Below are 13,752 nucleotides of genomic sequence, written 5' to 3'. Positions count from 1 at the left end.
GAAAGCGGTTGCTCCAGGGGGTAGCATGTCCGCGCTGCCCAGAATCGGGCGGCACGGTGGGGAGTGGAGGGCGACGGTGGGCACGCAACGGGATTCGACCAGGCCTCAGGTCCCCCCGCTCCCGGAACTCCTCGGAGTCATCATCCCGCACGCCCGGCCGCACTTCGGCCGGCTGGTGCTGGCCCTGCTGGCGACCATCGTCGGGTCCGCCGCCGCACTCCTGATGCCCCAGGTCCTCGGGCGCCTCATCGACGGACCCATCGCCGCCGGTGACCGGGGCGCGCTACTGCCCGCCACCCTGCTCGTAGGAGGCCTCGGACTGTTCGAGGCGGCGATGGTGTTCCTGCGCCGGATGGTCATGATCCCGGCCTCCACCACCACGGAGTTCAGCGCGCGCATGGCCCTGTTCTCCCGCCTCGTGGACCTGGACACCACGTTCCACGACCAGTGGCCCTCCGGCCAGCTCCTGACCCGCGTCACGCAGGACCTGAACCTGATCCGCCGCTGGTTCGCCTTCGGCCTGATCATGCTGATCAACGACGTCGTGATGATCATTGTCGGCACCGTCCTGATGGCTGGCACCAACGTCATCCTGGCCGGGGTGTTCCTCGTCGGGTCGGCGCCACTGGTGTTCCTGATGCTGCGCTTCGAGCGTCAGTACACGCGCCTGACACGGCGTGCGCAGGACAAGTCGGGCGACGTCGCCACCGTGGTCGAGGAGTCCGTCAAGGGCATCCGCATCCTGAAGGCGTTCGGGCGCGCGCCGGAGGCCCTGGAGCAGTTCGGCAGCCAGGCCGAGGAGCTGCGCGACCTGGAGGTGGCGCGCGGCCTCGCCGACGCCCGCATGTTCCGCTGGCTGACGCTGATCCCCAACCTGGTGATCGCCATCTGCCTGGTGGTGGCCATCTGGTTCGCCGCCCTCGGCTGGGTCACCATCGGCGGCGTGGTCGCGTTCTTCGCGACCGCCACCATCCTGCGAAATCCCGTCTCCTTCCTCGGGTTCCTGGTCGCCTTCTCGCTGGACGCGTTGAGTGCGCTGGCCCGCTACAAGGAGGTCATGGACCGGGACCCGCGCATCACCGACCCCACGGACCCCACCACCATCCCCACCCCCCGCGACGGCGCCCCGCACGGCGCGCGCCTGGAGTTCCGCAACGTCACGTTCCGCTTCGACGACCAGGGACCCGGCGAGGACCCCCTCCTCACCGGTCTGGACCTGGAGGTGAACCCGGGGGAGCGGATGGCGCTGGTGGGCCTGACCGGCTCCGGCAAGTCCACCCTGATCAACCTCGCCTCCCGCCTCTACGACGTGACCTCCGGCTCCATCCTCGTCGACGGCGTCGACGTCCGGGAGGTCTCACGCCACCACCTGCGCGAGCAGTTGACCGTCGCCTTCGAGGACCCGACGCTGTTCTCCGCCTCCATCCGGGACAACGTCCTGCTGGGCGACCCGGACGCGTCGGAGGAGATGCTGCGGCAGTCGCTGGAGGTCTCCGCGGCATCGGACTTCGTGCGCGAGCTCGACTCCGGCGTCGAGACCGTCATCGGCGAGGAGGGCCAGGGCCTCTCGGGCGGCCAGCGGCAGCGCCTCGCGCTGGCCCGCGCGATCGCCGCCCGGCCGCGGCTGATGCTCCTCGACGACCCGCTGTCCGCGCTCGACGTGCACACGGAGGCCAAGGTCACCGAGGCCCTGGACGAGGCGCTCGGGGACACCACGGTGCTGATCGTCGCCCACCGCCCGTCGACGGTGGCGCTCGCCGACCGTGTGGCGCTCATGGACCGTGGCCGCGTCGTCGCCGTCGGAACGCACTCGGAGCTGCTCGCCACCAGCGAGCGCTACCGCTATGTCATCTCCTCCTTCGAGGACGACGACGATGCTCCGGCCCCTGCACACCCGCCCGAGTGGGTCGAGTCCGAGATCCACGCAACCGAGCTGGCTGAGGAGCTGTGATGAGCGAGAAGCTGCGCAAGAAGCTGCCGCGCAACCAGGCCTCCCCTTCCACCGTCCGCGGGATCCTGGGCGAGGAGGCCGAGCACCACACCCGTGCCGAGAACGTCGCCCTGCGCCGCCGCTCGATGCGCCTGCTCGGCTCCCTGCTGCACCCGGTGCGGTGGCAGGTGGCCGAGGTGGCGGCCGCGACCCTGATCGGCACCGCGGCGAAGGTGGCCGTGCCCGCGCTGGTCGGCCTCGGCGTCGACGCCGGCTTCCACGCCCTCGACACCGGGCAGTGGGCCAGGTTCGCGTTCATCGCCGCGGCTGCGCTGGTCAGTGCGCTGCTGGCCGGCCTGCTCGAGGGCCACGCCAAGGCCGTCACGCCCAAGTTCGCCCAGGCGCTCGTGCTGGAGTTGCGGCGCCGCCTGTTCGCGCACTCCCAGCGCCTGAGCATCGCCTTCCACGAGAAGTACACCTCCGGCCGGCTGATCTCGCGCCAGACCAGCGACGTGGAGGCCATCCGCGAGTTCGTCGCCGGCGGCATCTCCCAGTTCGTGAGCTCGCTGCTGTTCCTCGGCATGACCGTCGTGGCTCTGATGCTGCTCGACGTTCCCAGCGGCCTGATCCTGCTCGCCGGGCTGGTGCCCACCGGGCTGTTCGCGTTCTGGTTCGTCACCCAGTCCCGCAACCGCTTCCGCAAGGTCCGGGTGGCCTCGTCCAGGATGATCGGATCCTTCGTGGAGTCCATGGTCGGCATCCGCGCCGTCCAGGCGTTCCGCGCCGAAGGCGCCCGCACCGGGGAGTTCCGGGACCGCGCCGACGAATACCGCGACACCAACGCCGACGTGTTCTTCGTGTTCGCCGTCGCCAACACGTTCATCGTCGCACTGGCCGGCATCGTCAGCGCCGTCCTGATGTTCTACGACGGCAGCCGCGTGCTGGCCGGCACCCTCCCCGTCGGCGTGCTGCTGTCGGCGGTGCTGTACGCCCGGCAGTTCTTCGACCCGGTCACCGAGATCATGATGTTCGTCAACCAGTTGCAGGGCGCCACCACAGCGCTGGAGAAGATCTCCGGCGTGCTCGAGGAGGAGCCCACGCTGGCGGACCCCGAGGTCCCGGTCACACTCGACGGCGCCCGGGGGCACATCGAGGTGGACGGAGTCACCTTCTCCTACACCGACGGCACCCCGGTGCTGCCGCGCATCGACCTCAACATCCCCGCCGGCCAGGTGGTGGCGCTGGTGGGCGAGACCGGGGCAGGCAAGACGACGCTGGTGAAGCTGATCGCACGCACCGTCGACCCGCAGCAGGGCGCAGTCCGCATCGACGGCACCGACCTGCGTGACGTCACCGACGCGGACCTGCGGCGCACCATCGTCTCCGTGACGCAGGATTCCTACCTGTTCTCCGGCACGGTGGCGGACAACATCGCACTCGGCCGGCCCGGGGCGTCGCGCACCGACATCGAGGCGGCCGCCATCAACGTCGGCGCCGACGGCTTCATCCGGGCACTGCCCGAGGGCTACGACACCGACGTGCGCAGCCGCGGCGGGCGGCTCTCGGCCGGCCAGCGCCAGCTGGTGTCCTTCGCGCGTGCGTTCCTGGCCGACCCGCAGGTGCTGATCCTCGACGAGGCCACCAGTTCGCTGGACCTGCCGAGCGAGCGCCTCGTCCAGCGCGGGCTGCAGACCCTCCTGAAGGGCCGCACGGCGATCATCATCGCCCACCGGCTCTCGACCGTCTCGATCGCCCACCGCGTGCTGGTGATGGCCGACGGCCGCATCGTCGAGGACGGCGACCCCGAGGTGCTCGTGGCCGAGGCCACCGGTCACTTCGCCTCCCTGCATGGCCAGTGGGAGACGTCCCTGCGCGGCTGAGCGTCCCGGTGTTGGTGGGTGGAGCGGACGGCTCCGTCTGCGGTGCTGAGCGCTCCTGCCAGGCCTGCGCCTTCGGTGGGTGGAGCGGACGGCTCCGTCTCCGGTGCTGTCCGCTCCCACGGGCTGCGCCACGCAACGGCACGGGGCGTGCGAGACTCGGGGGCATGAAGGCGCCGAACCGGTGGTCGCCCCGGTGGGCGATCGTGCTCACGTGCGCGGCGTTGCTGGTGCCGTTGGCGGTGCTGCTGGTCGGGCTGGACCAGCTTTTCCACGGCATGTCGGACAACTACATGTCCGAGCTCTCCCTGGTCGTGGCGCCGCTGATCCTCACCGTCGGGGTGTTCCTGCTGGTGCCGGGGGTGCTGTACCTCGTCCTCAGGCAGAAGCTGCTGTTCGTGGTCACCATGGTGGTCACGGTCGGCGCCCTGCTGGTCCCACTGTTGGCCAGCGTTATCTGAGCTACCCGACCGGCGGGCGGGTCACCAGCGGTCGTGCACGTGGGCGCGGATGTGGCGGTCGTAGAGGTCCTCCAGCGCGGCCAACTGCTCGACGGTGGGCGGCAGCACGTCGGCGGCTGCGGCGTTGGCGGCGGCCTGGTCCGCGCGGCTCGCGCCCGGGATCACGGCCGAGACACCGTCCTGGGCCAGGATCCAGCGCAGCGCGAACTGGGCCGGGGTGACGCCCTCGGGCACCAGGTCCACGAACTCGCGGGCGGCGGCGACACCGACGTCGTAGGGGACGCCGGAGAACGTCTCGCCCTGGTCGAAGGCCTCGCCCTGCCGGTTGTAGGTGCGGTGGTCCGACGCCTCGAAGGTGGTGTCCTCGGCGAACCGGCCCGTGAGCAGGCCGCTGGCCAGCGGGACCCGGGCGATGATCCCGACCCCGGCGGCCTTGGCGGCGGGCAGCACCTGCTCGAGGGGCTTGCGGCGGAACACATTGAGGATGATCTGGATGCTGGCGAGGCCGGGGCGCTCCAGTGCGGTGAGGGCCTCGTCGACGGTCTCGACGGAGACGCCGTAGTTGCGGATCCAGCCGTCGTCGACCATCTCGTCCAGGGCGTCGAACACCGACTCCGTGGAGTAGACCGGGGTGGGCGGGCAGTGCAGCTGGGTCAGGTCGATCATGTCGACGCCCAGGTTGCGCCGCGAGCGCTCCGTCCAGGCGCGCAGGTTCTCCCGCGTGTAGGTCTCGGTCACGAACGGGTCTGCGCGGCGGCCGAGCTTGGTGGCGACGAAGAACGAGTCGTCCGAGCGCTCCCGCAGGAACGCGCCGACCAGCTCCTCGCTGTGGCCGTCGCCGTAGACGTCGGCGGTGTCGAAGAACGTCACGCCCGCGTCGGCGGCTGCGTGCAGCACAGCGCGCGCGTCGTCGTCGCTGACGTTGCCCCAGTCCCCGCCGAACTGCCAGCAACCCTGACCGACGACGGAGACGGCGCGGAGGGTACGGCCGAGCAATCTGGTTTCCATGCCCCAAGGCTAGTGGGTGCGTGCAAGACTTCGCCCATGTCCGACGTCACTTCCCGACGACGCACCACCTTGCTGTGGGTGCTGGGGACAGCGCTCGCCGGTCTGGTCTTCGACGGTTACGACCTCGCAGTCTACGGCGCCGTGATGCCGGAGTTCCGCGAGCGTGGCGGCCTGATCTTCGAGGCGCTCGCCCCGGAGCTGCAGACCGCGCTGACCGCGTCCGCCGGCGTACCCCCGGACCAGCTGACCGACGGCATGAAGGAGGCCATCGCCGCCGCCTCGGGACTCGGGGGCGTGCTCGGCAGTCTGGCGCCGTTGGGGATGCTGCTCGGTGCGCTCGGGATCGGGGCCGTGGGGGACCGGATCGGCCGGCGGATCCCGATGCTGGCGTCCACGGCCTGGCTGTCGGTGGGGATGGCGCTGACCGCGATGGCGCCGGACGCCGCCACCTTCGGGGTGATGCGGCTGGTCACCGGGATCGGGATCGGGGCGCTGGCGGCCACCACCGCCGTCGTCGTCTCCGAGATGGCCCCGGAGGGGCGCAAGAACCTGTCGAACGCGATCGTCTTCAGCGGCATCCCCTTGGGCTCGATGTTTGCAGCCGCCTCCGCCCTCGTCGCGTTGGACCTCATCGGCTGGCGCGGCCTGTTCTGGCTGGGTGCGCTTCCGCTCGTGACGCTGCTGCCGCTGACCTTCTGGAAGCTGCCGGAGTCGGTGGTCTGGCTGGAGTCGCGCGGCAAGCACGAGGAGGCCCGACTGGTCTCCCAGCGCCGCGGCATCCCAGTGCCGGGGGCGCCCGTGTGGCCTGTCGACGAGGAGACCAAGGGCGGTTTCACGGAACTCTTCGGAAGACGCTTCCTGCTGCCGACGGTGGTGCTGGGCCTGCTCAGCGCCGTCGGAATGCTGCTGGTCTACTCACTCAACACGTGGCTGCCGCAGCTCACCGAGGGCCTGCTCGGCGAGCAGTCTTCCCTGGTGTTGCTGCTGGCGCTCAACGTGGGTGCCGTGGCCGGTGGGCTCGGGGGTTCGTGGGCGGCCGACCGCTGGGGCGCCAAGCCGGTGATCGCCGTCCTGTTCGCCGTCGGCGCCGTGGGCATCGTGCTGGCCACCACCACGGCCACCCCCGGCCTGATCTCGCTGATGATGACCGCCGTCGGCATCGTGGGCATCGGCACCTCCGGCACCCAGACGCTGATCTACGGCTTCGTCGCGAACTACTACCCGACCACCTCGCGTGCGGCGGCCACCTCCTGGTGCGCGGGGTTCGGCCGCCTCGGAGGCGTGGCCGGCCCCCTCGTGGGAGGTGTGCTGGCGGCGGCCTTCCCCGAGGACCTCTCGAGGGTGTTCTACGTATTGGCGGCCATCTGCGTGTTCGGGGTGGTCCTGGTGATGGTCACGCCCCGCTCACCCGAGGCGGACCAGCCCACCTGAGCGGACCTCAGGAGCCCCGGCCGTCGGAGGTGTCGAGCTGTGCCAGGCCCTCGACGGCGAGCTGGTTCCCCAGCGCAGCAGCCCGCTCCAGCAGCGCCCGGCCGCCGTCGGCGTCGCCCTCCTGGAGCAGCCGCATCGCCAGGAACACCATTGAGTCGGCGTTGCCGCCGTCGACGGCGCGCCGCCAGTGCTGCTTGGCGAGGTCCACCTCGCCCGCCTCGTAGAGCGTGAAGCCGAGGATGTGCATCGCCGGCGTGTACCCGGCATCCGTCGCGCGACGCCACTGTTCGCGGGCGCCGTCGACGTCGCCCTCGTCATTCAGCACGACGCCCAGGTAGTAGCTGCCCTGCGGGTGGCCGGTGTCGGCCGCGCGCCGCAGCCACGCCGTCGACTCCGCCGGGTTGTCGTCCACCAGGAGCAGGGCGTACTCCACCATGGCGTCGGCGTCGCCGGCCTCGGCACGGGCGTGCAACTCGGCGTGGCCCGCCAGTGGCGCGCCCTTCCCGGAGCTACCGCGGCGGCCGGTGATCCTGTCCCAGATGCTCATCATCATCCGACTGTAGGCGACGCTGCGGCGGCCCGAGTTGGGCGCGGGCCGCCGGCGCGTGGCGCTAGATGGTGGCCAGGTCAGTGTTGCCCAGCAGGCCGTAGTGGCCGTGGATCTGCACCTTGCGCTCCAGGTCCTCGATGATGGCGATCGAGAAGTTCTCGTCGTAGAGCTGGGACGCGCTGCCCAGCCCCCCGGGGCTGAAGACGTTGACCTCCATCAGCTTGTCACCGACGATGTCCAGCCCCACCAGGAACATGCCGTCGGCCACCAGCTTCGGGCGCACCACGTCCACCAGGCCGAGCATCTCGTCGGTGACCTGCACTGCCTTCGCCTTGCCTCCCACGCTCATGTTGGAGCGGATGTCGCCGCCCGAGGGGGTGCGGCGGAAGGCGGCGTACTTGCCGTTGCGCATCAGCGGGCGGCCGTTCATCACGAACATCCGCACGTCGCCCTCCTGGGCGGCGGTGAGGTACTCCTGGGCGACGACGTAGCCGTCGCGTGCGATGGCCTCGGTGATCTGCTTGAGGTTGGGCGACTCCTTCTCGTTCACCAGGAACACCCCGCTGCCGCCGGAGCCCTGCAGCGGCTTCAGCACCGCCTTGCCGCCGAGCTCGTCGACGAAGGCGGCGATCTTGGTCTGGTCGCGCGAGATCATCGTGCGTGGCCTGACCACCTCGGGGAAGTGCTGGAAGTAGGCCTTGGACAGGGCGTTGGCGAGACTGCCCGGGTCGTTGACCACGAGGACGCCGGTGTTGGCGATCAGCTGACCGAACGCGACGCCGGCATTGTTGGCCCACGGGGCCTCGGAGGCGTCGGCGGCAGGGTCCGAGCGCAGCATCACGACGTCGAACTCCGAGAGGCTGATCTGTTCCTCGACCTCCGGCTTCTGCACGTCGTCGAGGTAGCGCTCGGTGGAGCGATAGTTCTTGCCGCCGACGCCGCGCGCCTTGGCGCTGAGGCTGCCGTCGACCTCGTAGGCGAAGTCGCCCATTCCCATCAGGAACGCCTCGTGTCCCATGTTGGAGGCCTGCATCGCAAGCCTGACGGTGGTGTAGACGGGATCTTCAGTGGCGACGTCGTTGACGACGAATCCGATTCTCATGCTGCTCCTTGGATCAGTTGGGCGGGGTCGGTCTGGGTGGCGGCCTCGGCGAGGCGTTGGCGCCCTTCCTCGTTCTCGTACCAGTGGGGTAGTAGGACGGGCTCGTGCAGTACGCCGCGGTTGTTCAGCTCCTCGACGAGGGGTAGGTCCTCCAGGGCGAACTTGCCCAGGAACAGGGCGTCGAGGGAGCCGCCCCGCGAGAGGTGCTCGAGCAGGTCCAGCAGGCCGCGCAGGTAGATGGCGTCCTTGGTGAGGCCGCCGGCGCGGAAGACGCGCATGGTGGTGGTGAACGCGCCACGGCGCGGGAAGCCGGCGTCGACGAGGTCCTGCCAGCACTCCACGAAGGAGGCGCCCTCCACCATCGAGTGCACCGTCACGACGCGGCCGGCGAGCTGCCGCATCCGGCCCGTGGTGAGCGCCCCGGCGGCGATCTCGGCCAGCACGGCGAGGCCCTCCTGGGTCTCGTCGTAGCCGGCGAGCCCGGTGCCCAGGACGTTCAGGGGCTGGTGGGATCCGTTGACCTGGGTGACGAGGTGCGTGCCGATCTCGTGCTGGATGAGAGCGTTGGCGCGCCCGGTGGCCACCTTCGACTCGGGTCCGACCAGCAGGACGTTGTCGCTGACCATGATTCCGGTGGAGTCGTGGCGGATCTCGGCGTGGATGTCGATGTCGGGGTTGCTCTGGCGGTAGCGGTCGATCTCCGCCTCGGCCATGGCGAGGAACTCCTCGGCGTCCAGGTGCTCGCCGCGGTACGGCTCGGGGTCGACCCGTTCGATCACCGACCTGGCGGCCGTGAGCAGGTTGGGTGCCACGCCGCCGTAGAGCTCGAGGCTGAGGGCGTGGAAGTCGCTGGTGCCGCGGGAGCGGAGCATCGCGAGCTGCAACTCCAGCTCCCTGTGCTTGCCGCGCAGCAGCGCGCCGACGGTGTTGTCCTCCACGCTGGCCACGTCGACGTCGGCGAGCATCTTCGCCGCCACCTCCGGGTCCACGCCCACCTCGCGGTAGGTGAACTCGGGTTCGTGGGGTCGCTCCAGGAAGGCGACGCGGACGTCGTCGGCGTCGACGGGGGTGACGTCGAGGATGAACCGGAAGCTCGTGCCCAGCTGGGAGAGCTGGTGGTCCACCGCCTGGTCATTTGTCGAGAGTGGGTTGTCGGCGGGTGTCATCACTTGGGCAACGCCCCCAGCATGGGCTCGAAGCAGCGGGCCAGGCCGTCTGCGAGGAAGTCGATCCGCTCGTGGTCCGGCTCACCGGTCCACTCGTCCATGAACTCCTTCTTGAACTCGAGCGCGAGCACGCAGCCGGTGCGCGGGTAGCGTTCGTGCACCCACCAGGCGAGGTTCTGGCCCTTGAACTTGACGTTCTCGCGGACGTCGAAGTGCTGGGCCGCCATCGCCAGCCGGAAGGCGGCGTCGACGTCGCCGAAGAGGTCCATGTTGAGCGATCCGGTGCCGAGGTTGATCTCGGGGTTCTCCATCACCGGCTCGTCGGGCTGCCGGGGTCCCTCGCGGCGGAAGTTGTAGGAGTGGACGTCGAGCACGATGAACGGGCCGCGGGCGGCCACCTCGTCGAGCCGCTCGCCCAGTGCCTCGAAGAACGAGTCGTAGACCTCGAGGCTGCGTCCGATGACGTCCTCGGGCAGCGGGTACTCGTCCCACAGCTCGAGCCCCCACGCGTCGGCGGGGTTCTTGTAGACGGCCTTCTCGCGGATCCGGTTGAGGTCGGTCTCGAAGCGGGACCGGTTCACCACGACGCGGGCGGGGGCGCGGGCTCCCAGCAGGTCGGTGAACGGGTCCTCCTCGCGCAACCGGGTGGCCTCGTCGAGGACGAGCCGCTCGGCGATCTCGGGCCGCAGGTCGTGGCCCGCATGAATGGCCGTCGCGATCAGCTGACCGCTCCAGTCCCCCTCGAACGTGAATGGATCCATGCGTCATGTCTACCGGTCCGAGGGTGCATCCGCGGCAGAACCGGGCGAACCGGCGAACGGGGCTCTCCTGGATTCGCGCCTGTCTTGTTCGTTCTCGCCCGAGCTGTAGGACGGGCGAGAACGAACAAGACGGGCGCGAACCGGAGGCGGCCTCCCGCGTCAGGGGATCAGGTATCCGGCTTTCTGCATCAGCCCGTACCACTCGGGGCGGGTGAGCGGGATCTCGGAGCCCTTCGCCGACGCCGAGACGCGCGCGGGCGTCGTCGTACCGAGGACCACCTGCATGCCGGCGGGGTGACGGGTGATCCAGCCGGTGGCGATGGCCTCGGGCTCGACGTCGTACTTGGCGGCGAGTTCGTCGATCATCGCGTTCAGCTGCGGGTGGTGCTCCGAACCGAGGAACACGTGGCGGTCCGGTACCCGGGTCTGCATGGGGGACCACGCCTGGATCGTGATGTCGTTGAGGCGGCAGTAGTCGACGATGCCGCCGCCGTCGAGGTTGTACGCCTCCTGGCGGCCCTCGACGTTGATCGCGATGCCCTGCGCCAGCAGCGCCGCGTGGCCGATGGACAGCTGCAGCTGGTTGGCGACGAGGGGCTGCTGCACGTACTTCTTCAACAGCTCGATCTGGCCCGGCGTGTGGTTCGAGACGCCGAAGTGGCGCACCTTGCCGGAGCTGTGGAGCTCGTCCAGCGCGCGGGCCACCTCCTCGGGTTCGACGAGGGCATCACTGCGGTGGAGGAGCAGGATGTCGATGTAGTCGGTCTCCAGCGCCTCCAGCGAGCCCTCGACCGACGAGACCAGGTGCTGGTAGGAGAAGTCGTAGTACGGCCCGTCCTTGATGATGCCGGCCTTGGTCTGGATGGTGACCTGCTCGCGCTCCGACGGGCTCAGCTGCATCGCCTCGGCCCAGCGGCGCTCGCAGGTGTGGATGCCGGTCCCGTAGATGTCGGCGTGGTCGAAGAAGTCGATCCCCTCGTCGCGCGCCGTACGCGTCAACTCCCGGATCTCGTCGTCGCTCTTGTTCTCGATGCGCATCAGTCCGAGGACGACGTTGGGGGCGACGATGTCGGTTCCGGGCAGCGTGAATGTCTTCACAGTTGTACACCTCTTCCTTGAGTCTCGATTGAAACGTTACTCCCGTCCGAACGGGCGGGCGCCCAAAGCCCAACCAGTGACGCGGATTCGGGTGTCGGGAGCGCACTTCCCGAGAAGGAGGATAGGGCCGTCAGCGCTTCCTGCGGTAGTTCTGCAGGCGCAGGCTGTTGTGGACGACGAGCACCGAGGACAGGGACATCGCCCCGGCCGCGATCAGCGGGTTCAGCAGGCCGATGGCGGCGATGGGGATGGCGGCGACGTTGTAGCCGAACGCCCAGAACAGGTTCACCTTGATGGTGCGCAGCGTCTTCCGCGACAGCCCGATGGCGTCGGCGATCACCATCAGGTCGTCCCGCACGAGGATGATGTCGGCGGCCTTGAGGGCGACGTCGGTGCCGGTGACCACGCCGAGCCCCAGGTCCGCGGTGGCCAGCGCGATCGCGTCGTTGATGCCGTCTCCCACCATCGCGACCCGCTTGCCCTGCGCCTGCAGCTCCTTCACGACGTCGGCCTTGCCCTGCGGCAGCACCCCGGCATGTACGCTGCCGATGCCGAGCTCGCGGGCGATGCGCTCGCCGGCCTGCTGCGAGTCGCCGGTCAACAGCACCGTCTCGAGCCCCTGCTCGTGGAGTGCGGCGACGGCGCGGGCGGCGTCGGACTTGATGGCGTCGGTGAGCGCCAGCAGGCCGACGAGCTCCCCTTCGCGGGCCACCAGGACGATGGTGTTACCCTCGGCGTCGGCGCGGTCAATGGCCGCCTGCGCGGCGGGGGTGATCTCGACGTCCTGCTCGCCCAGCAGCTTCGGGTTGCCCACCACGACGCGTGCACCGTCGACCCGTGCCGCGGCGCCGAGGCCGGGCAGGGTCTGGAACTCCGTCGCCGGGCGCAGCACGAGCGCGCGCTCCTCGGCGGCGGCCTCGACGGCGCGGGCGATGGCGTGCTCGGAGCCGCGCTCGACGGCCGCGGCCAGGGCCACGACGTCGTCGTCGGAGGCGGTGAAACCGGAGACCTCGGCGACGCTCATGCGTCCGCTGGTCAGGGTGCCGGTCTTGTCGAGGACGACGGTGGTGATGCCGCCGCTGGCCTCGAGGGCATCGTGGCCCTTGATCAGGATGCCGAGCGTGGCGCCGCGGCCGATGCCCACCATCAGCGCGGTGGGGGTCGCGAGGCCGAGTGCGCAGGGGCAGGCGATGATCAGCACTGAGATGCCGATCCCGAAAGCCACCACAGGGGCGGTCCCAAGCAGCACCCACACCAGGCCCACCACGATCGCGAGCGCAACCACCACGGGCACGAACCAGGCCGTGATGCGGTCGACCAGCTTCTGGACGCGGGACTTGCGGGCCTGTGCCTGCTCGGTCAGGACGGCCATCTGGGCGAGCTGGGTGTGGGCTCCCACCTTGAGCGCCTCCACCTCCAGCCGGGCGTCGGTGGAGATGGTGCCGCCTGTGACGTCGTCGCCGGGACCGCGCGGCACGGGCATCGGCTCGCCCGTCATCATCGAGGTGTCGACGGCGGCTGTGCCAACCAGGATCCGGCCGTCGGCGGGGATGGACTCGCCGGGCAGCACGACGAAGGTGTCGCCCTTGCGGAGCTCGGCGATCGGCACCACGGACTCGACGCCGTCGCGCAGCACCCGCGCGGTGCTGGTGGCCAGCGCGTTCAGGGCGCCCAGCACGTCGCCGGCCCGCCTCCGGGAGCGGGTCTCGAAGTAGCGGCCCGCCAGCTGGAAGGTGGTCATGCCGGCGGCGACGTCGAGGTAGATCGAGTTCGCGCCCTCGGGGGTGGCCCCGAAGCCGAGCCAGAAGCCGGGGTCGGTGGCCTCGCCAAGGCCGAACAGGAGGGTGGCCACGGCCCAGCCGAAGGACGCCGCGATGCCGATGGACACCAGCGTGTCCATGCTCGCGGAGCCGTGGCGGAGGTTGCGCAGGGTGGCGCGATGGAACGGCCAGGCGGCCCAGGTGACGATGGGCAGGGCAAGCAGGATGCACAGCAGTTCCCAGCCGGGGAAGCGCCAGTCCGGCACCAGCGCGAGGACGATGGTGATGTCCATCAGCGGCACGGTCAGGATGGCCGACAGGATCAGGCGGCGTCGCAGCGAGACGATCCGGTCCTCGGTGGCCCGCTTCGACCACTCGTCGTCGGCGCCGTCGTGGACGTGGGCGCCGTAGCCGGCCTTCTCCACCTGGGCGAGGACTTTCTCGACGCCGTGGGCGCCGTAGCCGGTGACGTGGGCGCGGGCGGTGGCGTAGTTCACCGTCGCGGAGACGTCCTCGAGCTTGTTGAGGGTCTTCTCGACGCGGTTCGCGCACGCGGCGCACGTCATCCCGGAGATGTCGAGCTCGATCATCTCCTGCGCTGCGGGGGC

General features: G+C 70.1%; 11 protein-coding genes. 4 read left to right on the top strand and 7 right to left on the bottom strand.

The features are described 5' to 3' along the window. Nucleotides 1-76: 76 nt before the first annotated feature. The 3 genes from FOJ82_RS13760 to FOJ82_RS13750 all read left to right on the top strand — a co-directional run bounded on the left by FOJ82_RS13760 (nt 77) and on the right by FOJ82_RS13750 (nt 4,268). The gene (locus FOJ82_RS13760; protein ID WP_221933171.1) at nt 77-1,951 is read left to right on the top strand and encodes an ABC transporter ATP-binding protein; all 1,875 of its coding nucleotides are present in this window, start codon (nt 77-79) and stop codon (nt 1,949-1,951) included. After that, nucleotides 1,951-3,810, top strand: coding sequence for an ABC transporter ATP-binding protein (locus FOJ82_RS13755; protein ID WP_143939069.1), 1,860 nt, complete (start codon nt 1,951-1,953; stop codon nt 3,808-3,810). The genes FOJ82_RS13760 and FOJ82_RS13755 overlap by 1 nt, the downstream gene beginning before the upstream one ends. Nucleotides 3,811-3,974: 164 nt before the next feature. Beyond that, complete coding sequence (locus tag FOJ82_RS13750) at nt 3,975-4,268, top strand: hypothetical protein (RefSeq protein WP_143939068.1); 294 nt, start codon at nt 3,975-3,977, stop codon at nt 4,266-4,268. A 21-nt stretch (nt 4,269-4,289) separates the two neighbouring features. Here FOJ82_RS13750 and FOJ82_RS13745 read toward each other — a convergent pair whose 3' ends face one another. Beyond that, nucleotides 4,290-5,276: an aldo/keto reductase gene (locus FOJ82_RS13745; RefSeq protein ID WP_143939067.1), complete on the bottom strand. Its 987-nt coding sequence runs from the start codon at nt 5,274-5,276 to the stop codon at nt 4,290-4,292. A 36-nt stretch (nt 5,277-5,312) separates the two neighbouring features. On the opposite strand from FOJ82_RS13745, the gene FOJ82_RS13740 reads away from it, so the two are divergent. Beyond that, nucleotides 5,313-6,707, top strand: a complete 1,395-nt coding sequence (locus tag FOJ82_RS13740; protein ID WP_143939066.1) for an MFS transporter — start codon at nt 5,313-5,315, stop codon at nt 6,705-6,707. Nucleotides 6,708-6,714: 7 nt separating this feature from the next. On the opposite strand, the gene FOJ82_RS13735 is transcribed toward FOJ82_RS13740, so the two are convergent. The 6 genes from FOJ82_RS13735 to FOJ82_RS13710 form a co-directional block, all read right to left on the bottom strand. After that, complete coding sequence (locus tag FOJ82_RS13735; protein ID WP_185975807.1) at nt 6,715-7,257, bottom strand: tetratricopeptide repeat protein; 543 nt, start codon at nt 7,255-7,257, stop codon at nt 6,715-6,717. A gap of 61 nt (nt 7,258-7,318) precedes the next feature. Next, a complete protein-coding gene (locus FOJ82_RS13730; protein ID WP_143939064.1) occupies nt 7,319-8,359 on the bottom strand; it encodes a glutathione synthetase in 1,041 nt (346 codons plus the stop codon). Then, the gene (locus tag FOJ82_RS13725) at nt 8,356-9,483 is read right to left on the bottom strand and encodes a peptidase MATCAP family protein (RefSeq protein ID WP_221933170.1); all 1,128 of its coding nucleotides are present in this window, start codon (nt 9,481-9,483) and stop codon (nt 8,356-8,358) included. Before FOJ82_RS13725 ends, FOJ82_RS13730 begins: the two co-directional genes overlap by 4 nt. 41 nt (nt 9,484-9,524) lie before the next feature. Beyond that, nucleotides 9,525-10,286 carry an N-formylglutamate amidohydrolase gene (locus FOJ82_RS13720; protein WP_143939063.1) on the bottom strand — a complete coding sequence of 254 codons (762 nt, stop codon included), beginning with the start codon at nt 10,284-10,286 and terminating at the stop codon, nt 9,525-9,527. A 159-nt stretch (nt 10,287-10,445) separates the two neighbouring features. Further along, nucleotides 10,446-11,384, bottom strand: coding sequence for an aldo/keto reductase (locus FOJ82_RS13715; protein ID WP_143939062.1), 939 nt, complete (start codon nt 11,382-11,384; stop codon nt 10,446-10,448). A 130-nt stretch (nt 11,385-11,514) separates the two neighbouring features. Continuing rightward, nucleotides 11,515-13,734: a heavy metal translocating P-type ATPase gene (locus FOJ82_RS13710; protein ID WP_143939276.1), complete on the bottom strand. Its 2,220-nt coding sequence runs from the start codon at nt 13,732-13,734 to the stop codon at nt 11,515-11,517. Nucleotides 13,735-13,752 lie beyond the last annotated feature (18 nt).

Origin of the sequence: Tessaracoccus rhinocerotis (assembly GCF_007197885.1) — a bacterium.
Taxonomy (GTDB): Bacteria; Actinomycetota; Actinomycetes; order Propionibacteriales; family Propionibacteriaceae; genus Arachnia; species Arachnia rhinocerotis.
This window is presented reverse-complemented; position numbering and strand designations above follow the sequence as displayed.

Excerpts from the sequence above, each read along its gene's own strand:
- FOJ82_RS13755 (WP_143939069.1), top strand. The coding sequence starts at position 1,951 with ATGAGCGAGAAGCTGCGCAAGAAGCTGCCGCGCAACCAGGCCTCCCCT.
- FOJ82_RS13750 (WP_143939068.1), top strand. The coding sequence starts at position 3,975 with ATGAAGGCGCCGAACCGGTGGTCGCCCCGGTGGGCGATCGTGCTCACG.
- FOJ82_RS13745 (WP_143939067.1), bottom strand. The coding sequence starts at position 5,276 with ATGGAAACCAGATTGCTCGGCCGTACCCTCCGCGCCGTCTCCGTCGTC.
- FOJ82_RS13740 (WP_143939066.1), top strand. The coding sequence starts at position 5,313 with ATGTCCGACGTCACTTCCCGACGACGCACCACCTTGCTGTGGGTGCTG.
- FOJ82_RS13735 (WP_185975807.1), bottom strand. The coding sequence starts at position 7,257 with ATGATGAGCATCTGGGACAGGATCACCGGCCGCCGCGGTAGCTCCGGG.
- FOJ82_RS13730 (WP_143939064.1), bottom strand. The coding sequence starts at position 8,359 with ATGAGAATCGGATTCGTCGTCAACGACGTCGCCACTGAAGATCCCGTC.
- FOJ82_RS13720 (WP_143939063.1), bottom strand. The coding sequence starts at position 10,286 with ATGGATCCATTCACGTTCGAGGGGGACTGGAGCGGTCAGCTGATCGCG.
- FOJ82_RS13710 (WP_143939276.1), bottom strand. The coding sequence starts at position 13,734 with ATGATCGAGCTCGACATCTCCGGGATGACGTGCGCCGCGTGCGCGAAC.